This is a genomic window from Rossellomorea vietnamensis NBRC 101237 (genome assembly GCF_001591825.1).
GTDB classification, from domain to species: Bacteria; Bacillota; Bacilli; order Bacillales; family Bacillaceae_B; genus Rossellomorea; species Rossellomorea vietnamensis.
Map to the genome: position 1 here is coordinate 63,075 of NZ_BCVQ01000004.1, position 22,165 is coordinate 85,239.

Annotated in this window: 24 protein-coding genes and 1 pseudogene; 7 read left to right on the plus strand and 18 right to left on the minus strand. The window is 43.7% G+C overall.

What is annotated here, in order from left to right; all coding sequences use genetic code 11:
* The 6 genes from parE to BVI01S_RS03445 form a co-directional block, all read right to left on the minus strand.
* Complete coding sequence (gene parE / locus BVI01S_RS03420) at positions 1–1,971, minus strand: DNA topoisomerase IV subunit B (protein ID WP_280512979.1); 1,971 nt, start codon at positions 1,969–1,971, stop codon at positions 1–3.
* 289 nt (positions 1,972–2,260) lie between these two features.
* Positions 2,261–2,668 carry a CoA-binding protein gene (locus tag BVI01S_RS03425; protein ID WP_061809240.1) on the minus strand — a complete coding sequence of 136 codons (408 nt, stop codon included), beginning with the start codon at positions 2,666–2,668 and terminating at the stop codon, positions 2,261–2,263.
* Positions 2,669–2,871: 203 nt separating this feature from the next.
* Positions 2,872–3,771: an ABC transporter substrate-binding protein gene (locus tag BVI01S_RS22850; protein WP_034759266.1), complete on the minus strand. Its 900-nt coding sequence runs from the start codon at positions 3,769–3,771 to the stop codon at positions 2,872–2,874.
* Positions 3,772–3,795: 24 nt separating this feature from the next.
* The gene (locus tag BVI01S_RS22855) at positions 3,796–4,452 is read right to left on the minus strand and encodes an ABC transporter permease (protein ID WP_034759269.1); all 657 of its coding nucleotides are present in this window, start codon (positions 4,450–4,452) and stop codon (positions 3,796–3,798) included.
* Positions 4,449–5,432 (minus strand): ABC transporter ATP-binding protein, encoded by a 984-nt coding sequence (locus BVI01S_RS03440; RefSeq protein ID WP_061809241.1) that lies wholly within the window; start codon positions 5,430–5,432, stop codon positions 4,449–4,451. Before BVI01S_RS03440 ends, BVI01S_RS22855 begins: the two co-directional genes overlap by 4 nt.
* A gap of 173 nt (positions 5,433–5,605) precedes the next feature.
* A complete protein-coding gene (locus tag BVI01S_RS03445) occupies positions 5,606–6,886 on the minus strand; it encodes a purine/pyrimidine permease (protein ID WP_034759276.1) in 1,281 nt (426 codons plus the stop codon).
* Between the two features lie 198 nt (positions 6,887–7,084).
* Here BVI01S_RS03445 and plsY point away from each other — a divergent pair, with 198 nt between their 5' ends.
* Both plsY and BVI01S_RS03455 read left to right on the plus strand, forming a co-directional pair.
* Positions 7,085–7,669 (plus strand): glycerol-3-phosphate 1-O-acyltransferase PlsY, encoded by a 585-nt coding sequence (gene plsY, locus BVI01S_RS03450; protein WP_174523011.1) that lies wholly within the window; start codon positions 7,085–7,087, stop codon positions 7,667–7,669.
* A 223-nt stretch (positions 7,670–7,892) separates the two neighbouring features.
* Positions 7,893–9,050, plus strand: coding sequence for a CapA family protein (locus tag BVI01S_RS03455; protein ID WP_034759280.1), 1,158 nt, complete (start codon positions 7,893–7,895; stop codon positions 9,048–9,050).
* 65 nt (positions 9,051–9,115) lie between these two features.
* On the opposite strand, the gene BVI01S_RS03460 is transcribed toward BVI01S_RS03455, so the two are convergent.
* Positions 9,116–9,379, minus strand: a complete 264-nt coding sequence (locus tag BVI01S_RS03460) for a hypothetical protein (protein ID WP_156477294.1) — start codon at positions 9,377–9,379, stop codon at positions 9,116–9,118.
* A gap of 120 nt (positions 9,380–9,499) precedes the next feature.
* On the opposite strand from BVI01S_RS03460, the gene BVI01S_RS03465 reads away from it, so the two are divergent.
* Entirely contained in the window at positions 9,500–9,790 is a 291-nt protein-coding gene (locus tag BVI01S_RS03465) for a HesB/YadR/YfhF family protein (protein ID WP_061809243.1), read from the plus strand.
* A gap of 53 nt (positions 9,791–9,843) precedes the next feature.
* Here the strand turns inward: BVI01S_RS03465 and BVI01S_RS03470 are convergent, their stop codons facing one another.
* The 7 genes from BVI01S_RS03470 to acnA form a co-directional block, all read right to left on the minus strand.
* Positions 9,844–10,149, minus strand: coding sequence for a hypothetical protein (locus tag BVI01S_RS03470; RefSeq protein WP_061809244.1), 306 nt, complete (start codon positions 10,147–10,149; stop codon positions 9,844–9,846).
* Between the two features lie 56 nt (positions 10,150–10,205).
* Positions 10,206–10,622: an acyl-CoA thioesterase gene (locus BVI01S_RS03475; protein WP_061809245.1), complete on the minus strand. Its 417-nt coding sequence runs from the start codon at positions 10,620–10,622 to the stop codon at positions 10,206–10,208.
* Between the two features lie 178 nt (positions 10,623–10,800).
* Positions 10,801–11,028 carry a small acid-soluble spore protein Tlp gene (tlp, locus tag BVI01S_RS03480; protein WP_034759293.1) on the minus strand — a complete coding sequence of 76 codons (228 nt, stop codon included), beginning with the start codon at positions 11,026–11,028 and terminating at the stop codon, positions 10,801–10,803.
* 80 nt (positions 11,029–11,108) lie between these two features.
* Positions 11,109–11,252 (minus strand): acid-soluble spore protein N, encoded by a 144-nt coding sequence (locus BVI01S_RS03485; RefSeq protein WP_034759295.1) that lies wholly within the window; start codon positions 11,250–11,252, stop codon positions 11,109–11,111.
* A 104-nt stretch (positions 11,253–11,356) separates the two neighbouring features.
* The gene (locus BVI01S_RS22020) at positions 11,357–11,503 is read right to left on the minus strand and encodes an FbpB family small basic protein (protein WP_079532604.1); all 147 of its coding nucleotides are present in this window, start codon (positions 11,501–11,503) and stop codon (positions 11,357–11,359) included.
* 193 nt (positions 11,504–11,696) lie between these two features.
* Positions 11,697–12,284, minus strand: a complete 588-nt coding sequence (locus BVI01S_RS03490; RefSeq protein ID WP_061809246.1) for a peroxiredoxin family protein — start codon at positions 12,282–12,284, stop codon at positions 11,697–11,699.
* Between the two features lie 139 nt (positions 12,285–12,423).
* Positions 12,424–15,135, minus strand: coding sequence for an aconitate hydratase AcnA (gene acnA, locus BVI01S_RS03495; RefSeq protein WP_034759297.1), 2,712 nt, complete (start codon positions 15,133–15,135; stop codon positions 12,424–12,426).
* 320 nt (positions 15,136–15,455) lie between these two features.
* On the opposite strand from acnA, the gene sspO reads away from it, so the two are divergent.
* On the plus strand, positions 15,456–15,605 hold the full coding sequence (gene sspO / locus BVI01S_RS03500; RefSeq protein ID WP_034759300.1) for a small acid-soluble spore protein SspO: 150 nt from the start codon (positions 15,456–15,458) through the stop codon (positions 15,603–15,605).
* Between the two features lie 176 nt (positions 15,606–15,781).
* Here sspO and BVI01S_RS03505 read toward each other — a convergent pair whose 3' ends face one another.
* Complete coding sequence (locus BVI01S_RS03505; protein WP_034759302.1) at positions 15,782–16,039, minus strand: hypothetical protein; 258 nt, start codon at positions 16,037–16,039, stop codon at positions 15,782–15,784.
* 118 nt (positions 16,040–16,157) lie between these two features.
* Here BVI01S_RS03505 and BVI01S_RS03510 point away from each other — a divergent pair, with 118 nt between their 5' ends.
* Complete coding sequence (locus BVI01S_RS03510; protein ID WP_034759304.1) at positions 16,158–16,295, plus strand: small acid-soluble spore protein P; 138 nt, start codon at positions 16,158–16,160, stop codon at positions 16,293–16,295.
* Between the two features lie 44 nt (positions 16,296–16,339).
* Here BVI01S_RS03510 and selA read toward each other — a convergent pair whose 3' ends face one another.
* Positions 16,340–17,752, minus strand: a complete 1,413-nt coding sequence (gene selA, locus BVI01S_RS03515; protein WP_061809247.1) for an L-seryl-tRNA(Sec) selenium transferase — start codon at positions 17,750–17,752, stop codon at positions 16,340–16,342.
* Positions 17,753–17,852: 100 nt separating this feature from the next.
* On the opposite strand from selA, the gene BVI01S_RS03520 reads away from it, so the two are divergent.
* Positions 17,853–18,245, plus strand: a complete 393-nt coding sequence (locus tag BVI01S_RS03520; protein ID WP_061809248.1) for an Hsp20/alpha crystallin family protein — start codon at positions 17,853–17,855, stop codon at positions 18,243–18,245.
* A gap of 62 nt (positions 18,246–18,307) precedes the next feature.
* On the opposite strand, the pseudogene BVI01S_RS23215 reads toward BVI01S_RS03520, so the two are convergent.
* A pseudogene (locus BVI01S_RS23215) lies at positions 18,308–18,493 on the minus strand (Rdx family protein); the annotation flags it as partial.
* Positions 18,494–18,724: 231 nt separating this feature from the next.
* Here BVI01S_RS23215 and selD point away from each other — a divergent pair.
* Positions 18,725–19,777: a selenide, water dikinase SelD gene (gene selD, locus BVI01S_RS03525; RefSeq protein WP_082804655.1), complete on the plus strand. Its 1,053-nt coding sequence runs from the start codon at positions 18,725–18,727 to the stop codon at positions 19,775–19,777.
* 52 nt (positions 19,778–19,829) lie between these two features.
* Here selD and BVI01S_RS03530 read toward each other — a convergent pair whose 3' ends face one another.
* The gene (locus BVI01S_RS03530) at positions 19,830–22,052 is read right to left on the minus strand and encodes a DEAD/DEAH box helicase (RefSeq protein WP_061809250.1); all 2,223 of its coding nucleotides are present in this window, start codon (positions 22,050–22,052) and stop codon (positions 19,830–19,832) included.
* Positions 22,053–22,165 lie beyond the last annotated feature (113 nt).

Genomic DNA, 22,165 nt, shown 5'->3' on the forward strand with positions numbered 1-22,165 from the left:
TTACCCCTCCTCTCGGACCGTAATGTTTTCGTTTTCGAGAATGCTTCCGTCTTCTTCCAATCCAAAGGCTACATTGCTTTCAATCCATTTACGGCGAGGTTCTACTTTGTCACCCATAAGAGTGGTCACACGGCGTTCTGCTCGTGCAGCATCATCAATGCGTACCCGGATCAACGCCCGTGTTTCGGGATCCATCGTCGTCTCCCACAGTTGATCTGCGTTCATCTCTCCAAGACCTTTATAACGCTGGATCATATATCCTTTTCCCACTTTGGAGATGGCCCCTTGAAGCTCATCATCCGTCCATGCATATTCAAGTTTCTGTTTCTTTCCGGTTCCCTTGCTCACCTTGTACAGGGGTGGAAGTGCGATATACACTTTTCCTGCTTCCAACAATGGTTTCATATACCGGTAAAAGAAGGTCAGTAAGAGTACCTGTATATGCGCTCCATCCGTATCCGCATCGGTCATGATGACAATCTTGTCATAATTGATGTCGTCCACATTGAATTCAGGACCGACTCCACCGCCTATGGCATGGATGATCGTGTTGATTTCTTCATTTTTGAAGATGTCCTGAAGTTTGGCCTTTTCCGTATTGATGACTTTTCCCCGAAGTGGAAGAATCGCCTGGAATTTGCGGTCGCGTCCTTGTTTTGCAGAACCTCCTGCTGAATCTCCCTCTACCAGATAAAGTTCGTTACGCTGTGGGTTTCTGGATTGAGCCGGTGTTAACTTACCGGATAGGACGGTTTCAGAACGCTTCCGCTTCTTTCCATTTCGTGCATCTTCTCTTGCTTTACGTGCCGCTTCACGGGCCTGGGCCGCTTTAATGGATTTCTTGATAAGAAGGGAACTCGTATCAGGGTTCTCTTCTAAGAAATAGAGAAGATGTTCTGACACGACTGCATCAACGGCTGATCGTGCTTCGCTCGTCCCCAGTTTCCCTTTTGTCTGCCCTTCGAATTGAAGAAGATGTTCTGGTATACGGACAGAAACGATACTTGCCAGTCCTTCACGAATATCGGTTCCTTCAAGATTTTTATCCCTGTCCTTTAATATTCCCGCTTTACGGGCGTACTCATTAAAGACACGGGTCATGGCCGTCTTTGCGCCGGCTTCGTGGGTTCCTCCGTCTTTAGTACGGACATTGTTTACAAAGGATAATATGTTCTCTGAAAATCCATCATTGAATTGAAAAGAAAACTCCACTTCAATAGTATGATGTTCCCCTTCAAAGAAGGCTACGTTATGAAGGACGTCTTTTTCTTCGTTCAAGTATTGAACAAATGCCTGGATCCCGCTTTCGAAATGAAAGACTTCTTTCTGATCATGACGTTCATCAATGATTTCGATTTTTAACCCTTTTAACAGGAATGCAGATTCCCGCAGGCGTTCACATAGTGTTTCGTAATTATAAGTGGTATTGCTGAAAATCTCGGGATCGGGTTTGAAATGGATGCATGTTCCTGATTTTTTGGTCTTTCCGATCTTTTCGAGGGTGGTTACAGGCTTACCGCCATTAGTGAAACGCTGTTCATATTTCATGCCATCCCGCTCGATCGTGACGACAAGCCACTCGGACAGTGCGTTTACAACAGAAGCCCCTACACCATGGAGTCCACCACTTGTTTTATAGCCTCCCTGCCCGAATTTCCCTCCTGCATGAAGAACAGTCAGAATAACTTCAGGTGTCGGCTTCCCAAGCTTATGCATTCCTGTCGGCATACCCCGGCCTTTATCTTGTACTGAAATGCTATTATCTTTATGTATCGTAACAATAATCTCATTCCCGAAGCCTGCTAATGCTTCATCCACTGAGTTATCGACAATTTCGTATACTAAATGATGCAAGCCTCTTGAATCGGTAGAGCCTATATACATACCAGGTCTCTTACGGACGGCTTCTAAGCCTTCTAATACTTGAATGGCATCATCATTGTAATCCATGGTCTTATTCTGGTTGGCCACGAACATTCCCCTTTCAAAACTTCTCTAACCGTAATAGTGTGGTTCTTGTAAGCTATTATTGGTTATGTCTTTATTAACTATAACACAAGAACATCTGTTCGTTTACCTGTTTTAATCAATCTCTAAGGTAAACCACTATTGCTTATTGTAGCGTTTTATTTGATTTTCGCAAATGGATTTTCCGTGAACCCCTTAAAATATGTCCTGTTTCCACAGGATTATTCCCCTTGTCAATGTGAGGTCTGCATGAAAAAAACAAGCGGTCAGAGCCGCTTGTTACGAGTGAGGATTATTTGGTTAAAGCATGTTCAACCTTAATACAGCGATCCATAATGACTGTATACCCACGTTCCTTTAAAAAGCGATATGCCTCTTCATTCATGACACCAAGTTGCGCCCAAAATACGTTCGAATCGATCTGGTCGAATTCTTCCGCGATTTGAGGTAAAAATTCTGAGCGGCGAAATACATTGACGATATCAACAGGTCCCTCGATCTCCTTCAGGGTGGATACAGCCTTTACACCCAATGCCGACTCGATGGTAGGGTTAACGGGAATGATCTCATATCCCTGGTCCTGCATGGCTTTAGACACCATATAGGATGTCCGTTCAGGATTATCACTTAAACCAATGACTGCGATGCGTTTGGATTGTTTCAGGATGTTTCCGATTTCTTGTCGTGATGGATTTTCCATGGTTGTTTACCACTCCTTCATTGATCCTTAACGATTAAGTCTTGTACTGTTTCTTAAGTCCTATTCTTCTTTTATACCATATTTCCCTTTAATTTTTCAAAATTTTATAAAATTATCTAAATAAAAGGAAGTGCCAAGAGAAAGGTCAGGGAGCATTTTTGCCATCCCCTGCACCTTCTTCCCCATTGACACTCCCGTTTTACTTACTTTTTGATCAAGCCTTTGGATATAAGAAATTCACGTGCGACATCTTTGGGATCTTGTTTATCCATATCCACTTTAGCATTCATTTCGCTCATTTCTTCTTCCGAGATTTTGCCTGCTAATTCATTCAACACTTTCTTTACTTCAGGATGCTCTTTCAGTACTTCTTGACGAATGATCGGCGCAGCATCGTATGGTGGGAAGAATCCCTTATCATCCTCTGTCGTTTTTAACTTGTAACGCTGAATCCGTCCATCGGTTGTAAACGCAGGTATAATGTCTACATCCCCGTTCTTAACGGCTTCATACATAATGTTCGGGTCAAAGCTTTTCTTTTCTTTGAATTCGAATCCGTATGCTTCAGAAAAGGCATCGTATCCGTCCCCTTCACGTTCATAAAACTGGTGGGGTGCACCGAAGCTCAAGTCTTTGGAAAGTGGCACGATATCTGAGAAAGTCTTTGCATCGAAGTCCTGATCCCCGGTATAAGCAAGCGTATACGTATTTTCAAAGCCAAGTGGCTTCAACCAGGTGACATCGAACTTTTTCTCATAGCCTTTACGCACTTGTGAAAGGATTTCATCTGCTGACGCGCCTTCTTTTGCTTGTTCTTTCAGGACCGCTTCAAGGCCGGTACCTGTATATTCCACATAGACATCGATGTCGCCTTTTTCAAGGGCTGGTGTGAGGATCGATACTTCCCCTAACCCTTCCTCGACTTTTATATCAAGATCTGTCTTTTCTTTGAGAAGTTCAGCCATCATTTGCGTAAGGATGAATTGCTCCGTCCACATCTTTCCTGAAACGGTGATGGTATCTTTATCCCCGCCATTTCCGCACCCTGCGATGAGGATGGATAATACAGTGAGTATGATAAAACCTTGTAATTTCTTTTTCATTCTTACTCTCCTTTGGATATTGCTTTATTTTCGTGCTTTCAATCCTTTAGGTGTGGTCAATCTCTCCAGGATTTTTAATATGAAATCAAAACCTAATGCAAGTAGTGCCGCTGGGATGGCCCCGGCAAGAACCAGTGCATTATTCCATGTGGAAAGTCCACGGTAGATAAGGTCTCCAAGTCCCCCTGCACCTACAAAGGTGGCAAGTGTGGCGACCCCTACTGTCAGCACGGTAGCGGTGCGGATCCCTGCCATGATAAAAGGCAGGGCAAGCGGCAGCTCCACTTTAAATAACAGCTGGGAGTTGGTCATCCCCATGCCTCTACCTGCCTCGATCACGCCTTCATCCACCCCGATTATGCCTGTGTATGTGTTCCTCAGGATCGGAAGAAGTGCGTATACCGTCAGGGCAATGATCGCCGTGATACTGCCCGTACCAAGGAGGGGAATAAGAAATCCGAAAAGGGCCAGACTTGGTATCGTTTGAAAAACAGCCGTGATCCCGATGAAGAATTCGGCCGATTGCTTCTTTCGTGATATGTAAATACCCAGAGGCAGGGATATCGCAATCGCGATGAAAATCGACACAAAAGATAAATAAAGATGCTCAAATAATCCCGTTAAGATAGCATCCGACCGGTTTGAAATGGTTTGGATGAACAGGAGGGAAAATGCATTCATACAGAACTCGCCTCCTTATTTCCTTCTGAGGCGACATTCTTAAGAATGTCACTGGATGTGACGGTCCCGATCTTCCTGTCGTCTTTTATCACCATAAGATATGGTTTACCGGATGACAGGAGCAGCCTTGCCGCTTCATGGATGGAGGCATCAAATGGTATCAATGAGTATTCCTGTTCCTCAAGGAGGACGTGGAAATGACTCTCATCATCCTTCATGATGTCAGATACCTGTTTATGCCGCTTATGAATGCTCAGTCGGTTTTCACCGATGAAGGCGCGTACGAATTCATTGGCGGGTTCTGATAGAAGGTCAGCGGGTGCTGCAATCTGTTCGATTTTACCATCACGCATGACGGCAATCACATCCGCGATCTTTAATGCCTCATCAATATCATGAGTGACGAACACAATGGTTTTATGTATCGTATTTTGAATGCTTTTCAGTTCATCCTGGAGCTGTTCCCTGCTGATCGGGTCCAGGGCGCTGAATGGTTCATCCATGAGGATGATCGGTGGTTCCGCTGCAAGGGCACGTATCACCCCGACCCGCTGCTGCTGTCCACCGCTCAATTCGAGTGGATACCTTTTCTTGTATACGTCGGGTTCAAGTCCAACGAGATGAAGAAGCTCATCGACTCTTCCTTCATATTTTTCCTTCTTCCATCCTTTTAGACGGGGGATGAGACTGATGTTTTCTTCAATCGTCATATGAGGCAGAAGTCCGATCCGCTGAATGACATACCCGATGTTCCGCCTGAGTTCCACTTCATCCGTTTCTGATATGTCCCTTCCATCAATCCGGATGGTACCCCCTGATGGAGCTATCAGTTTATTGATCATCTTCATCGTTGTCGTTTTCCCGCATCCGCTCGGACCGATCAACGCAACAAGCTTTCCTTTTGGAATCGTGAGGTCGATGCCCTTAATGGCTTCTGTCCCATCCTCGTAGACTTTCGTGACATTTTGGAATTCAATCATTTTTACACCTGCTTTATGTACTGAGAAATTTTACTAAACATAGAAGGGATACCCTCATTATACAAAAGGTAAACATGTTGTAAAAGAAAATGCCCTTGTCCCCATTAGTTTGTGATGATTGGGGCTTGGGCATACAGCTTACTTCCTTTTCAAAAGATAAAAAGTCCAGCACACTATCGGTTGCTGGACTTTTTGATGATGTATTGTTCCACTAGGATTGCTGTTATCGTCCCCAGTATCAATCCATTATTCAAAATGGAAGCAACGACGACCGGCATGTCCTTGAAGGCCGCTGCCGGAACAAACATGGCTCCGACCCCGACAATGAGTGAGATCCCCGCTACAAAGTGAATTCTTTCTATGTCTTCCTCTTTACGGTATTCGGATAGTGCGAGCCCGACCATCTTGATGAAAATGACCGTCGTCACGGCATACCCTACAGGTGCAGGGAGACTGGCGAACAGATTCATGATCTTTGGAATCAGGCTGATGACCATGATGATCCCGCTGCCTATGATGAAGGGGATGATGGAATACATTCGTGTCGCTGCGACAAAGCCTGCAGACCCAGAAATGGGAACGGAGCCGATAGCAGAAAACACTCCCCCGAACAGCTGATTCAGCCCTGATGCGAACCCGCTCTTCGTATACCGTCCATATGTAGGCTGTCCCTTTGCTCTCATCACCTCTTCCATCACCCGTATGGAAGCGATCATATTCGTCGTTAACAGGAAAGTGATGAAAATGGAGGTCACGATGACACCTGTATCAAACACTGGTGCCCCGAATACGAACACATGAGGTAAAGAAAACCAGCTGTCTGAAACGGAAGTACTCTCAGAAAGCCCCATGATGATGAATATGAGCCATCCTGCGATCAAGGCAAGAATGATGGAATATTGTTGGATCCACTTAACCTTATGGCTTGAAAAGTATAAGGCTGCAAGGATCGTCAGAATACTTCCCAGTAGGACTAGCGGATCCATTGATTGTCCTTCATGCTGGATACCGAACATCCCTTTAATGAAAGATCCGCTTAATTGCAGAATTAATAACATCAAATAAATGAACGTAATGGTTGGAGTGAATAAAGAGGATAACCGTTTTAAAAGTCCTGTGGAAGAGAGAATGAAAAAAATCACCCCACTGACGATCATCCCCCCCTGCAGTACGGTCAGTACTTCCTCATGACTGCTGTAAAGAGTTCCGGAAAACCCTGCATAAATGGCAAAAACGCCCCACCACAGTCCTGCAGGCCCTTCATTGATCGGAAGTTTATGACCAAAGAGTGCCTGGATCAGGCTCGCGAGTCCCAAAACGAATATCGTCCGCTGAATGAATCCGGCTGTATCGGCAGGAGACAATTGGAACAAGTCAGCAATCGCGATGGGTGCCGCGATGGATCCCGCCACCATGAAGGCCACCCATTGAAAAGCTGATAAAAGTATTTGCATCTGTGTACACCTTCATTTCAATATGTAAAGTGTGTTCATTTTACCATACTTCGTCTCATAAGATGACGGTGAAGGAGGAATTTAAACTTATAATATCTACTTTTATGAACAGGTACTAATTTTTTCGCTTATTTTCTCCCCATTGGAGGGAAAACATGTTAAAATAAGAACGGATTAGTTATTTTCAAAGGAGCAGTGATGATGATTTTTGCCCTTATACTCATACTTTCTTATTTACTGGGTTCCATTCCATCAGGTTTACTGATCGGTAAGACCTTCTACGGCAAAGATATCCGTGAACATGGGAGCGGAAACCTTGGGGGAACGAACACGTTCAGGACCCTGGGTGTGAAAGCCGGTATGATTGTGACGATAATGGATATTCTCAAAGGAACCCTGGCCACTTTGCTGCCGTTGATGTTTGCAAGTGACGTACATATGCTGCTTGCAGGGGTATTCGCCGTCATCGGTCATATGTATCCCGTTTTCGCAAACTTCAGGGGAGGAAAAGCAGTGGCCACCTCGGCTGGTGTCCTGCTAGGATACAATTACATTCTTTTCTTAATCTTACTGGCTGTCTTTTTTATTTGCTTGTATGCAACGAAGTATGTGTCCCTATCTTCTATGATTGCAGCGGTACTTGCCTTTACGTACTCGGTCTTCACTGGCGATATTCCACTCATCATTGTTGTTGGCATCCTGACCATCTTTGTGATTTACAGACACAGGGCAAATATTATCCGGATCAAAAATAAAACCGAACCGAAAATTAAATGGCTCTAGCGAAAAAGCAACCTATGCACGGGGTACCGGACTCTCGGATACCTTTGCAAAGGTTGCTTTTTTAGTGTGAAGTACCAGGTATACACATTCTCTCATTTGAGAAAGATGAGGAATAAAAACTGTTAAAAAAAATGATAATATTCTTCAGAATTCTCTAAATTTCTCCCCATTTCTACTTCTTTTTTTGTAAAATGGAAGTAGAGCACAATAAAGGATGATGAATATGAATAAAAAGCGAATGATAACAGGGATAATTCTCTGTATTCCATTCCTGCTGCTGATCGGTTTCCTGCTAAACAGGCAGTATGCCGACTGGAATTCCACAACAAAAGGAGTTGAAGCAACTTCCCTCCTCCATGCAACCAGGGAGGTGCAGGCGTCGGGTAAATCAATCAAAGCCAATGCTTCCATCGCTGCAATCGGAGATATCCTCATTCATGATACCGTCTATAATGACGCAAAGAAACAAAATGGATATGATTTTACACCGATGTTCTCTCCCATTAAGGATATGCTTTCTGCACCGGATTTTCTGATTGCCAATCAGGAATCAACCCCGGGTGGTGTGGAACTTGGCGTTTCAAGCTACCCCCTATTCAACAGTCCGCAGGAAGTGGTTAAAACACTCCAGGAGGTTGGAGTGGATGCTGTGACCACTGCCAATAATCATTCGTTGGATCAGGGCGAAGAAGGTCTATTGAATGCGATTGATTACTATGGGGAGATATCGATGCCGTATGTCGGGTCATTTAAAAGCCCGGAAGACCAAAGCCGGATACGTACATTTAATGTGAATGGAATCAAATTTGCCCTTCTTTCTTATACGTATGGTACAAATGGGATTCCTGTCCCTGAAGGAAAAGAGTATTTAGTTAATGTAATAGATGAACAAAAAATGATAGGGGAAATCCAGAAAGCCAAAAATCTGGACGTTGATTTAGTGGTCATGAGCCTTCACTGGGGAAATGAATACCAACGATTCCCTACGGAGGAACAGCAAAGACTTGCCAAGGTGCTGACGAATAATGGGGTCGACATCATTTTCGGACACCATCCACATGTCCTGCAGCCGATCCAGACCTATAAAACGAGTGATGGACGGGAAGCGGTTGTCATTTATTCTCTTGGGAATTTCCTTTCCGGTCAAAAGGATGATTTCAAGGATATCGGTGGCATGGTGACGGTTCAGGTTGAGAAAACAATGAATCCGGCGGGTTCCAAAATCACATTCCCGTCCATTGGATTCCAGCCTACTTTTGTGTCGGAGAATCATTACAAAAACTACCGCATCTACCCTCTCGATTTTGCAAGGAAAAATGGCTTGATTGCATATACGGAAGAAGAAATGGTATCCCATATGGTGAACGGGGTGCCGGAATAGCTGGCAGGTTTATGTATGAACGGAAAGAACGAGCTTCCTTATGCTCATAAGGAAAGCTCGTTCTTTTAATGTCCACCGAATATCATTGAATTAAAGAATATGCCAGCTAGAGCTACAATAGCCAGCAAGGTATTCGCCAACAAGAACGTTTTACGGGTACCCTTAAAGTACAGAGTCACCATTCCATAATAAATGACTGCAGCAATGACAATAAAGGTCCCTGCTTCGATCTGGTATTTGGTTTCATGCAATTGTAATAGGGTTAATATACTTAATCCGGCAAAGATAAAGGCACCAATGTAATATAATAATGTTTGTGTTTTCATCATTCTCACCCTTCGTACGTATTAGTAGATGTTCCTGCTTCATTATGTTTATAATAGGAAATGAAACTTTCTTTGTCCAGGATCACTCTGGAAAAATACCAAGTAGAGAAAGGAGTCTCACCAATGAACATACATATTTCAGAAGAAGCTCTTACGTGGTTTAAAGACGAGATGCTTGTGGAGGAAGGCGAACAAGTCCGTTTTTATGTGCGATATGGAGGTTCCAGTCCTCTCCACGATGGTTTTTCATTAGGAGTGAACAAAGACGAACCAGTGGATGCTGGTGAACGGATCGAAATCGACAAACGGGAATTTTTTATAGAAGAAGGAGATTTATGGTTCTTTGATGGTCATGATTTATATGTAGAGTTTGATGAAAAGCTTCAAGAACCATCATATGAGTACAAGAAATAACAGAATGATTTTAGGCTGGCATATGCCAGCCTTTCTACTTTAGAGTCTGCCCCTTACCTTTTTACAAAACGGGAAATATGGTCCTGAAGGCCTTCCTTCATCAGGATTTCATATTGAATATCCCCTAACAAATCAAAATGTGGAAAGCCGTCTTTCCTTTGATGGATCCATTCCTTTTTCAAGCCATACTTCTTTCCCCAGTGGGATAATGCATCAATGTTACAGCAGCCCACCTTCGTGACAGAGCGCACATCGGGAAATCGGTCATCCAGCCAGTAATGGGTAAGGAAGGCAATCTGCCCATTCCTCACCTGTTGTTTCCATCCGTTTAGCTCTTGTTTGGTTAATCCGAATGCCATGGCCCTCTTCCTTTCCCTTTTATAAAAAGTTCTCCGTAATAACCCGTATGTAATCCTTATTTTTTTGCCTTTTCATAGGCGTCGTGCCAATCCGGGAACATCTTCCGAATGGAAATGGGGCGGAAATTTTCTTGCTTGACGCATACATGTTTCGACTGCCCGGTAATGGCCAGCTGGTTCTGTCCGTTATAAATTTCGTAAGCATATGTAATCCGTAGTCCATCATATTCTTCTACCCATGTTTTAATAAATGCTTTTTCGCCGTAGCGAACAGGTGACTTATAACTTACATTCAGGTCAATGACCGGAGAAAGAATTCCTTCTTTTTCGATATCCGCATATTTGAAGCCCAGATCTTCAATCAATTGTGTACGACCAAGCTCCATCCAAACAAGGTAGTTCGCATGATAGACAACCCCCATTTGATCCGTCTCGGCATAACGCACTTCAATCGTTTTTTCTGCAATTTGCATTCCTTACACCCTCTTCATCTAATCAGTATCCTATCCCATCTTATCATACAAGCCACAGGCATAGAATTAATCGGCTCGAACGAAAGTCAGTTAGGCGAGGACAAAGTGGCAAAGAACATCATGACCCGGACAGAAAGGTATAAGAACCTTTCTGTCCGGGTCATTGAAACTTTATCCTTTATTGCTTTGTTTGATTCGCTTCATCTTTTATTTCATTACGGAAAGCCTCTAGACTCTCGCGGCGGCGTTCATTCTTTGCCTGGATGGACTGAAGCTGCTCTTCACTGTCCGTACAGGCCATCGACTCTTCAGCCCGGTCCATATTCTCAATCGTATGCTGAACCATACCCTGAAGCTTCTCTACATTATCACTGCGATCATCCGGATTCGGTTTATCCCATGCCATCCTGCATTCCTCCTGTATCTAATAGTATGAGTAGTATGAGGGTCGGACCTCTATGGCTGCTCCCTCTTCAAGCTGGTGAATTATTCACCCTTCGTTTGAATCACTTGTGCATGCTTACCTGATTTATCCTGCATTTGTTTCCCTTTGTTGCCTCCTGCAGACCTCGATTGTGTCCCGATATGGTTAGGTGCGAAGTGATTCGGACTTCCCTTTGAGTTACTCATGAATATCCCCCCTTACTAGTATGATTACCAAAACGACAAGGAAGAATAGGCGTAATAATTGGCAGTAATAATGTCAGGGCAAAAAAAATAAGCCTCGTAATTTCTTACTCGGCTTTGCTTACTGGACGCTTTATTTCAAGTCTTGCATCAATGCGCTCTTCAATGGCATCAATGGCATCCTGATCCAACAGAAGCTGTTGTTTGTTCTCTTTCACCAGATCTGCAAATGATTTTTTGCGTGGTCTGCGCAATACAATCCCCTCGCTCTCTATTGTGGTTTGTATAAATAGTATATCCAAATGTCAGATATTTTAAACAAAGGTCACAATTGAGAGTGGCGATTGATTGGGTGCTGGCTTGAGATAAGCGGTTCCCATTGATTAGAGGTCCGTCCCTTTTGTTCACCCAAACATAAGGTTTGGGCTCTCTTTTCAGGTCCGTCCCTCACTTAATCAGTGCTGTGAGGGAATCTATATTGGTGATTGCCCCGATTTGTTTGTGGGTGATGATGCCTTGTTCGTTGATGACGAACGTGGTGGGGACGGTCAGGATGTCATAGGCATTATTGATTTTGTCATCAGTGTCCAATAGGATCGGGAATGAAAGTCCCAATGATTTCTGGTATTCCTTGACGTTGTATTGTGGATCGATGTTGATGGCAAGGACTTCAACATCCTTCCCGTATTTCGTATAAAATTCCTGTATGACAGGCATTTCTTCTTTGCAGGGAGGACACCACGTAGCCCAGAAGTTCACAATCACTTTCTTTCCCTTCAGTTCAGATAAGGTAATGGATTTACCATCCAAGGTATCCAGCTTAAAGTCAATGGCCCGTTCCCCGACATTCGGTCCAGGCATATTTTCCACTGGAGTGGTTTCAGAGACCTCTCCTTCTTCAATGTCGATTAATTGGTTGTAAGCCTCAGCTTGTTGAAACGCGCTTTTTGATAATGATGAGGGGTCGGATTTATTCTCAATATAGAATGAGAAGACTAATAAGGTGACAAGTAAAACGCCAAATACGGATTTCAAAGGAGTGCTCTCCTCTCATGTAAATGATTTTACTATCATCATATGTAGGCTTGTCTCCCTTTAGTCATATATTTTTTGCCCTTCTTTATGAGGAAATAAGAAAAAGCCCCGGGTATTTCCCCGGGGCTTTCAGCTTGTATTATGCTTGTAATTTATTACGAAGAACCATTTGTAGGATACCGCCATGACGGTAGTAGTCTACTTCTACATCGGAATCAAAACGGGCCAGTACTTCGAATTCAGTCTTAGAACCGTCTTCAGCCACAGCTGTCACCGTTAGGATATCACGAGGTTTTACATCGTTTGTTACGTTCACGGAAATCGTTTCTCTACCCGTCAATCCTAATGATTCAGCGCTGTCACCCTTCTTGAATTGAAGTGGAAGAACGCCCATCATCACAAGGTTCGAACGGTGAATACGCTCATAGCTCTCAGCAATTACAGTCTTGATACCAAGTAGATTCGTTCCTTTTGCTGCCCAGTCACGAGAAGATCCCATACCGTAATCTTTTCCTGCAAGAACAACTAATCCAGTTCCATCTTGTTGATACTTCATGCATGCATCATACATCGGCATTACTTCATCTTCCGGCCAATAAGTGGTGAATCCACCTTCTGTACCAGGAGCGATTTGGTTACGGATACGGATGTTTGCAAATGTACCGCGCATCATCACTTCATGGTTACCACGACGGGAACCATAGGAGTTAAAGTCACGTGGCTCTACATTATTCGCACGAAGATATTTGCCTGCTGGTGTATCTTTACCGATTGCACCTGCTGGAGAAATATGGTCTGTTGTGACAGAATCCCCAAATTTACCGACTACGCGAAGTCCGTTCAAGCCTTGAATGTCTTCAGGAGTAGTCGCAAGTCCTGTAAAGAACGTTGGATTCTGGATGTAAGTCGAATTTTCATCGAAGCTGTAAAGTGGTTCGTTACTTGTCTTAATTTCATTCCAGCGCTCGTTTTCAGAGAAAACGTGCTCGTATTCTTTACGGAATAATTCAGGTGTAACGGTTGATTTTACAGCATCTTTCACTTCATCCTGTGAAGGCCAGATATCTTTGAAGAACACGTCATTTCCATCTTTGTCCTTACCTAAAGAATCTTTTTGAAGATCGATGTCCACAGTACCTGCCAGTGCATATGCAACAACGAGTGGTGGTGAAGCAAGGTAGTTTGCTTTCACAAGTGGATGGATACGACCTTCAAAGTTTCGGTTACCTGACAGGACGGATGTTAATAATAGGTCAGCATCTGATACTGCCTTTTCGATTTCAGGGCGAAGTGGACCGGAGTTACCGATACAAGTCGTACAACCATATCCAACAAGGTTGAATCCGATATCTTCAAGATAAGATAAAAGACCTGAATCCCTTAAGTAACCTGTTACAACTTTAGATCCCGGTGCAAGAGATGTCTTGACATAATCAGGAACATTCATACCAAGTTCCACTGCTTTTTTCGCAACTAAACCGGCACCCAACATAACATATGGATTCGATGTATTTGTACAAGATGTGATGGCAGCGATTCCGATTGCACCAGTTGGCATCTCGACATCTTTACCATCTTCAGTTGTATATTTGGCCGTTTTGTTGATTTCAGACGCGTCCAGCCCAAAGCCTTGAACGCCTTCTTTAGCCGTGATGGACTTATGGAAAGCTTCTTTCATATCAGATAGAGGAATTAAATCCTGTGGACGTTTTGGTCCTGAAAGATTTGGTTCCACTGCTGAAAGATCGATTTCAACTACATCCGTGTAAGTTGGTTCTTCTTTTTCAGGAGTGAAGAACATCTCATTTTTCTTTAAGTATTCTTCAACCATTTTGATATGTGTTTCGTCACGGCCAGTCAGGCGCAGGTAATCCAATGATTCTGAATCAACCGGGAAGAATCCGCAAGTTGCACCATATTCAGGAGCCATGTTGGCAATCGTTGCACGGTCGGCAAGTGGAAGAGTTGCTACACCTGTACCGAAGTACTCGACAAATTTCCCAACTACCCCTTTTTGACGCAGTACTTGTGTCACTTTAAGGGCTAAGTCTGTAGCGGTCGCTCCATTAGGAAGCTCACCAGTCATTTTGACCCCGATAACTTCAGGGATCGGGAAATATGAAGGCTGACCAAGCATTCCAGCTTCCGCTTCAATACCGCCAACACCCCATCCAAGTACACCGATTCCATTGATCATAGTTGTATGAGAGTCAGTACCAACCAATGTATCAGGGTATGTTTCAAAATCGCCTTCTGTTGTTTCAACTGCGTGAACGACATTGGCTAGATATTCTAAGTTTACCTGATGAACGATACCTGTTGCCGGTGGGACAGCACGATAGTTTTCAAATGCTTTTTGAGCCCAGCTAAGGAACTGGTAACGCTCAGCGTTTCGTTCAAATTCAAGGTCCATATTGGCCTGCAGTGCGTTAGCCGTACCATATTTATCAACCTGTACTGAGTGGTCGATTACCAGGTCTACAGGGATTTCAGGATTGATCTTTTGAGGATCTCCACCGATATCTGCCATTGCTTTGCGTAGAGACGCTAAATCAACTACAGCCGGAACACCGGTGAAATCCTGAAGGATAACACGTGAAGGTTTGAAAGGAACTTCTGCATCCTTCACTTCAGTTGATCCCCAGTTTGCCAGATTTTCAACGTGGTCTTTGTTAATGACACGTCCGTCAAATTGACGAAGTACACTTTCCAAAAGTACCTTCACACTGTAAGGTAAGCGGTTAATTTTTGTTACTCCTGCTTCTTCAAGCGCTTTTAAACGATAATAATGATAACGTTTTCCTTCTAGTTCGAAAGAAGATCGTGCATTAAATACATCGTTCTTTGCCATTTCGATTCCCCCTCTAAACTGCATCAAACAATAAGTCGAAAAGTTTTCGTTCTAAACGAACTTTTCTCACATTTACATCTTAATACAAGCGATTACATAAGTAAATAACAATAAAGTTATTGTTTTTGATAAGTTTTACTTATCTAAATGATTAAACTCCTTAAGGTTTCTAGAAAAATATTGGTATAACAACATTTCAGGCCATGTCAAATCGTGTCAGCTTGTCTAAAACATTATTTTAAGAAAGTGAATCTGTTAGCGATTCCCTATTATAGATGGTCACAGATGGTGGCATTCTATCCATATGGAGGTGTTCTACAATGGCAAAACGTAAAGCAAACCATGTAATAAATGGAATGAATGCAGCAAAAGGACAAGGACAAGGTGCCGGTTACAATGAAGAATATTCGAATGAACCATTGACTGCAGCACAACGTCAGTTCAATAAAAAAAGAAAAACCAATCAGTAAGAAATAACAGGGTGGCTATTTTCGTACTGCAAAAAATTTGTAGATATGGTCACCCTCCCTCCTTTGGAACTATTTTCATCTATCTTCCCCTACCCTCTTCGTTCAAATATAAAACCCACCCTTATCATTCAACAGGGTGGGTTTTATATTTGAACGGAGCCAAAAGGTTGATTCTGTTATTGTTCATTCACTTCATTCACAATGGATGACAAGTCGGATTTGAATTGTTGAAGTTGTGCCCGTTGAGTATCCGATGCCACTTCAAGTGCATTTTCTATTTGTTGATAAGCCTCATTCACCTCATTTTTGAGATGGGCCAATTGAGAGCCGTAGCTTGCTCCATCCAGTACGAGTTCGTTGATGGTATGCTGCACTTCCGTCACGCTTTGCTCGGCAGCCTGGAAGGCTTGTTGTTTATTTTTATTGTAAGGCATCGATGATCTCTCCTTATTTATAAATTAGCTTCTTTAGTTTAACCAAAACACCAGGAACCTATACGCGTGAATAAACGGATCATCAACTTAGCATCCTAATGGGTAGGAGGGATGATACATGAACAAAAATGATGGCAAAGATATGCGTAAGAATGCTCCGAAACAATCAGGACAGCCGGAGCCGTTAAGTGGTTCACATAAAGTGAAGAACCGTAATCATACCCGTCAGAAAAATAATAGTAACCACGATATGTAAGAGATGATACAGGGAGTGCCGGCGTTTTATGCCTGCACTCCCTTTCAGTCTGTTCCTTGTATGGTCTTTAAAGCGTGGAGAATTTCCATCTGCTCGTCCATGGAAACGGTCCGCAGATCAAAGAGGACGACACCGTCCTGGACCCTTGTAAGAATGGAAGGATTCCCCCTTCTGAGCTTTTCATGAATGAGCTGTGGCGAATCAAAAGCGTGGGAGACTGCGACAATGTACGTGTCTAATTCCACATCCGGCATTGTTCCTCCCCCGATTTGGCTTTGCCCTTCAACGATGCTGGATCTGTAACCGTTCCCGAGTCCATGGACACCCTCAACAAACGTCCGGGACTGGAGGAGGATTTCTTCTTTGGTCCGGGTGATGGCTGCGATGGTTGGATTTTTCTTTTGTTCTTCCCCCTTTATATAGTGTAAGAAGGTCACCTCCAGTGCTGCCAAAGTCATTTTATCGACCCTGAGTACCCGGGCAAGCTGATGTTTCTTTAATTGATCGATCAAACCCTTTTGTCCTGCTATGATTCCGGCCTGAGGTCCCCCCAATAATTTGTCACCACTGAATGAGACGATGTTAGCCCCTTTATCCAGCACCGATTTAACCAGAGGCTCATTACCGATCCCCAATCGTCCGAAATCATAAAGAGCACCGCTTCCTAAATCTTCATAATAATGGACATGGGAATGAAGGCGGGATAACTCAGCCAGTTCTTCCGTCGATACAGAAGCAGTAAATCCTTTCATGACAAAATTACTTTGATGAACCTTCATGATCATTCTAGTTTCACCCGTCACCGCTTCTTCATAATCCCTTAAATGGGTCTTGTTCGTTGTCCCCACCTCGCGAAGGAGAGCACCGCTTTCTTCCATGATAGAAGAAATCCGAAATGATCCGCCGATCTCCACCAATTCACCCCGTGAAACAATCACTTCTTTTTGCTTGGCAAGAGCAGCGAGGATAAGAAAAACGGCGGCTGCATTATTATTGACAACCATGGCTGCCTCTGCCCCGGTCAATTCACATATCAGCCTTTCTGCATGACTATGTCTGGATCCCCTGCCCCCTTCTTCGATGTCATATTCCAGATTGCTGTAATGACAAGACGCATCCAGGACGTGGTTCATCGTTTCCTGACCTAGGCGAGCCCGCCCCAGGTTCGTATGTAAGATGGTCCCTGTTGCGTTTATGATCCTCCTGAGAGACAGGGAATGAGATTTGCTTGCCAAAGCTTCAGTTTGGCCGAATACCTCATCAATGAAATCTGTTGAAGATGGATGAGATCCCTCCCACTCTTCATTCAGGATGCTCGCCCTGCAAACCGAGATCACCTTTTTCAAGAGGTCCGTCCCTCTTTCTGTCGGAAGGTTGTGATGGTGAAGGAAAGTATGGAATTGTTGGGTCTGTTTCAGTTCGTGTATGGATGGAATATGTCTGACAAGATGGTTCATGACTTTTGCCCCTTCTTTCTTTTTCCCTCATTATAACACCCTCACCATTTATAGTAGAAAGAATACTATATGTAAAAGAGTTGTTGGGGGTCAGGTGTAAATGAGTAAGGATAAGGAGGATTTCTATTTAGAGAAATGGGAGGAGAGTATGAAGGATTGGTTATTGGATCCTGCAACGGTTCAGTTGGATGAACAAGAATTCCGTGTGGATTTTCTTGATACGACGGAATCGTTCATAGTGGAGATCGAGACAGAAAATATTTGTCCCGAAGAGTTGATTATTAAAAAAAAGGATACGCAATTGCTGGTATTGATCATGCTGAAAGACGAAAGTAAAATCAGAAAACGCTCCATTCGTTTTCCTTTCTGCTTAAAACAGCGGGCCATTACCTATTCCATTGAGCATCATACAATCGAAATCAATGTGCCTAAAAAGGCATGTTCCACCCCCTCATCCATCGTGATTCGAGTTCAGGGATTGTCGAGTGAATAACCGTCATTCTTTAAATAGAAGAAAAAGTCATCAGCCCGTGCTGATGACCTTTTCTATGTGTTTTACTGCGATTCAATAATTGAAATGGTCTCGGTGATATCGGGAAAAACGCCTGTATCGAGTTTGGAGTAAATCTTTTTCCCGTCTACAGTAATTTCGAATGCCCCTCCGGAAGACGGTACTAACGTCAGTTCCTTGATATCGGATCTGAAATGGTTGAATAATTGTTCCGCGAAACTCGCGGCTTTAGGTGCATAGTTTCACATCATACAGAATTCAATTGTCATTTTCACAGCTTTCATCAATATCTGCCTCCTTTTAGGATCACTCCCACGTGTATGTTCATTTTATTATAGGTGAGAATACTTGTGCAAATATTCAGTTCTTTCCATCATTCCCATCTCTCCTTACTTCTTCTTTGCTCAATAGTATTTTTATCCTGTACAATGAATTTATCCATACATAAAGAGGTGAATAGAATGAGCAAGGAAGAGATCATCCGCTTAACAGAACTTTCTTCAAAAGCTGGCTGAGGCTGTAAACTTAGTCCTAGTGACTTGACGCAAGTTTTGCGTCAACTACCCCCTCAACCATTTACGAAAGAATTATTAGTAGGGAATGAATCATCCGATGACGGCGGCATCTTTCAGCTGACAGAGGACCTCGCCATGGTTCAAACGGTTGATTATTTCACTCCGATTGTGGACGATCCTTATCAATTCGGTCAAATTGCTGCTGCAAATGCTCTAAGTGATGTGTATGCAATGGGTGGAACACCGAAAACCGTTTTAAACATTGTAGGCTTCCCCATTAAAAAGCTGGGAAGCGAGATGCTGGCGGCTATCCTTAAAGGGGCACAAAGCAAGGTGATCGAAGCCGGAGCCGTGACCGTAGGAGGACATTCGATTGATGATCAAGAGCCTAAATTCGGACTGAGCGTGACAGGAATCGTCCATCCGAAAAAGTATTGGACTAATACCGGTGCACAAGAAGGGGATGTCATTGTATTGACAAAACCATTGGGTGTGGGAATCCTGACAACAGGAATCAAGCGCCAGGCAGTGACTCCAGCCCAGGAAGCGTCTGTCATCGAGGTGATGAGCATGCTGAATAAAACGGCTGCAGAATTGCTTCAGAAATTTCATCCGAATGCCGTGACAGATGTAACAGGGTTTGGATTGATGGGACATGCATATGAAATGGCGAAAGGCAGTAACGTATCAATTGAATTCACTTATTCCTCCATCCCGCTATTGGAAGGGACGAAGGAATTAGCAGATCAGGGAGTCATTCCCGGGGGATCGAAAGCGAATGCCACTTGGCTTCAAGACATGGTGTATTATGAAGCTGGTCTTACCCAGGAAGAACGATGGATCCTCTCTGATGCCATCACTTCCGGAGGTTTACTTGTCAGCCTGCCTCTTTCCGAAGGGCATAAATATGTAGAAGACCTTCAGCGCCACTCCATCTCCGCGGGAATCATTGGTCATGTCCGACCACGGCAGAAATGGAGTATAACGGTAGAAAAATAAGAAAACGGTGGTTCCTTTGAGGAAGAAAGCAACTCAAGGGGACACCGTTTTTTTACTCTTCAATCATTTTGAAGAACTGTCGGATTATATTTTTTGATAAAATTCTCACCTGGAACGGAAATCGATTCGCTTCCTTTGTAAAAGAATTGAACCAGATTACTTTTCCATCGAATGCTATGAAGGGTATCTGGGTGGTTGATTTTTTAAATTTGACGTTTGAAGGCCAATGTGAACCACCGCTTGTTTGACTGAAGATCGTCACCTGTTTATCCATTGCTGCCATTTGTAAGACACGTATCATATCATGTGGGATTTCTTTTAAATCCCTGACATTCACTATGATTTCAGATTTTGCAGCTTCCATATCTTTACGGAGCTTATGATGGTCACCACTTCTGAACCACTTCATTTTCTTTATAGAAGTTGGAATGAGTGATGCGCTCGTTTCGTTATGGACTTCCTGCTTAAGGTGAGAAATGAATTGATGTACAGCTTTAGAAGGATGAGTCTTTTCCTGAATGAATCCATCATTCCCCACTAAAATGAATTTCCCCTTGGCGCGGGTGACGGCAACGTTGATCAGCCTCTCGCTGCCCTTCCGGGTAATTAACGTACCAGGACTGCCATGGGATTCCCCGTCGACTAAATCGAATAGGATCATATCATTTTCCGACCCTTGAAATCCATGCACAGTGGCGGCATATAAGTCGGCTGAAGGGGCAATACTCTTTACCAGTTCATCCAGTAAGAGATTATACCATTTGGCTTGGGCCCGATACGGGGTCACAATCCCAACGGAAAGTAACCCATCATGGATGGACTGAAGCGCCAGCTGAATCGTGACTAAGCTGGACAACAGATTCCATCTTGATCCTTTTTGAGTGTCCGCCCACTCCGTCCCTTCTCTCAGGGAAAATAGCACGGCTCCATGTGAAGGGAAAGGTTTCTTATTTGTAATGTTCTCCCGAATCGTTTTGACCGAATGATGATCCCCCACCCTTGAATGATAAATATATCGATTGGTGAATGCCGAAATGCTGGGGTGCATCCTCCTTTGTTCCGGGAGTAGTAAGAGATGCGGGTGATCCAACCCTTTTGCTACGGATCTTGCCACTCCGGCTGCATGAAAGATGTCCTCCTTCAGCCATTTGGCTGCCAGGGGATGAAAGGAAGTGGAGATGGGTGGAAGTTGTTTGAAATCTCCACATATGATGATCTTCTTCCCCAGGGATGCAGCGAATGCCACTTGAGGTATATAGGCCATGCTTGCCTCATCCACAATCACTAAATCGAATTCCTCTTCATACAGAAGTCGGTCAATGGCCGCCTTTGAGAGGGTGGTTCCGATCACTTTTGCCTCGGAAACCAACTCTCCTTCCCTTCTCTTAAACGTTTCCTTGATTTTTTGATAGTGTACCTCTAGATGGGACAATCTCTCTGAATCATAGGAAGAATAGGTTTTCGATAGTTTGTTCTTTAACCTTCTCCTGTACTTTTCTACCTTTCCTTTTTCCTCGGAAAGAGTCGGATCCTGTTGTTCCAGTAATTGAAGGGCGCTTAAATCCGTCACATCGGCACTATAGGTTTTCCTGCTTGTACCGTACCGGACCACCTCTCCGGGGGTCCAACGGTCATGACTGCTCAGAAAACGATGCATTTCTTCTATTAATACATCCACTGCTGCATTACTATGGGAGAGAAGCAGCACTTTCTTCCCATCTGAATAATGATAAGCCGCCACTCTTGCCAGGGTATAAGTCTTGCCTGTTCCAGGTGGTCCCCACAGATACGTTACAGGATTATATTTACTTCTTACATAAGCTTCATGTAAAGGGGTCTTGTATTCGACTGCTGGCTGCCTTTGAGCATGTTCCGGAAACACCACCTTCTGGATTCGCTGGGTTTTCCCGTGTCGTTCCCTTGCTTCATCCAACCGTTCCATCAGCTTCTCAAGGATATCCCAGGGTTCGTGTAGGATCTGTCCGTATGATACTGTATCCCCGAGGAACTGATCGAGCTCTATGATGCATTCCCGTTCCTCTGAATTAATCACGACCCCCTGGGTTGAAAAATGTTTCCGTTTATATATGACGCTTCCGCCTTCAGGCAGCGAAGCGGGATAATGAAGGGTGAACCAATAAATATAGGCACCTTCTTCTTTACGGATGCATCTTCCCTCCTCGATGAGGATCCCGTTCGTTTCCCGTTTTTTCAACTGCAGGATCTCCATATCCAAAGCAGATTTCCACTCTTCTATCATGTCTGTTATCTTCATTTAAATCACCTTTGTCATCCGATAAAAGTTCAAGACCTTTATCATAACAATTTATTGAGGGAGTGTATAGGAATTCAAAAAAGAACCATTTCAAAGAAATGATTCTTTCTGAT

Coding starts and splice junctions, on each gene's coding strand:
- BVI01S_RS03425 (WP_061809240.1), bottom strand. CDS start 2,668: ATGGAAAATCCATCACGACAAGAAATCGGAAACATCCTGAAACAATCC.
- BVI01S_RS22850 (WP_034759266.1), bottom strand. CDS start 3,771: ATGAAAAAGAAATTACAAGGTTTTATCATACTCACTGTATTATCCATC.
- BVI01S_RS22855 (WP_034759269.1), bottom strand. CDS start 4,452: ATGAATGCATTTTCCCTCCTGTTCATCCAAACCATTTCAAACCGGTCG.
- BVI01S_RS03440 (WP_061809241.1), bottom strand. CDS start 5,432: ATGATTGAATTCCAAAATGTCACGAAAGTCTACGAGGATGGGACAGAA.
- BVI01S_RS03445 (WP_034759276.1), bottom strand. CDS start 6,886: ATGCAAATACTTTTATCAGCTTTTCAATGGGTGGCCTTCATGGTGGCG.
- plsY (WP_174523011.1), top strand. CDS start 7,085: ATGATGATTTTTGCCCTTATACTCATACTTTCTTATTTACTGGGTTCC.
- BVI01S_RS03455 (WP_034759280.1), top strand. CDS start 7,893: ATGAATAAAAAGCGAATGATAACAGGGATAATTCTCTGTATTCCATTC.
- BVI01S_RS03460 (WP_156477294.1), bottom strand. CDS start 9,379: ATGATGAAAACACAAACATTATTATATTACATTGGTGCCTTTATCTTT.
- BVI01S_RS03465 (WP_061809243.1), top strand. CDS start 9,500: ATGAACATACATATTTCAGAAGAAGCTCTTACGTGGTTTAAAGACGAG.
- BVI01S_RS03470 (WP_061809244.1), bottom strand. CDS start 10,149: ATGGCATTCGGATTAACCAAACAAGAGCTAAACGGATGGAAACAACAG.
- BVI01S_RS03475 (WP_061809245.1), bottom strand. CDS start 10,622: ATGCAAATTGCAGAAAAAACGATTGAAGTGCGTTATGCCGAGACGGAT.
- tlp (WP_034759293.1), bottom strand. CDS start 11,028: ATGGCATGGGATAAACCGAATCCGGATGATCGCAGTGATAATGTAGAG.
- BVI01S_RS03485 (WP_034759295.1), bottom strand. CDS start 11,252: ATGAGTAACTCAAAGGGAAGTCCGAATCACTTCGCACCTAACCATATC.
- acnA (WP_034759297.1), bottom strand. CDS start 15,135: ATGGCAAAGAACGATGTATTTAATGCACGATCTTCTTTCGAACTAGAA.
- sspO (WP_034759300.1), top strand. CDS start 15,456: ATGGCAAAACGTAAAGCAAACCATGTAATAAATGGAATGAATGCAGCA.
- BVI01S_RS03505 (WP_034759302.1), bottom strand. CDS start 16,039: ATGCCTTACAATAAAAATAAACAACAAGCCTTCCAGGCTGCCGAGCAA.
- BVI01S_RS03510 (WP_034759304.1), top strand. CDS start 16,158: ATGAACAAAAATGATGGCAAAGATATGCGTAAGAATGCTCCGAAACAA.
- selA (WP_061809247.1), bottom strand. CDS start 17,752: ATGAACCATCTTGTCAGACATATTCCATCCATACACGAACTGAAACAG.
- BVI01S_RS03520 (WP_061809248.1), top strand. CDS start 17,853: ATGAGTAAGGATAAGGAGGATTTCTATTTAGAGAAATGGGAGGAGAGT.
- BVI01S_RS03530 (WP_061809250.1), bottom strand. CDS start 22,052: ATGAAGATAACAGACATGATAGAAGAGTGGAAATCTGCTTTGGATATG.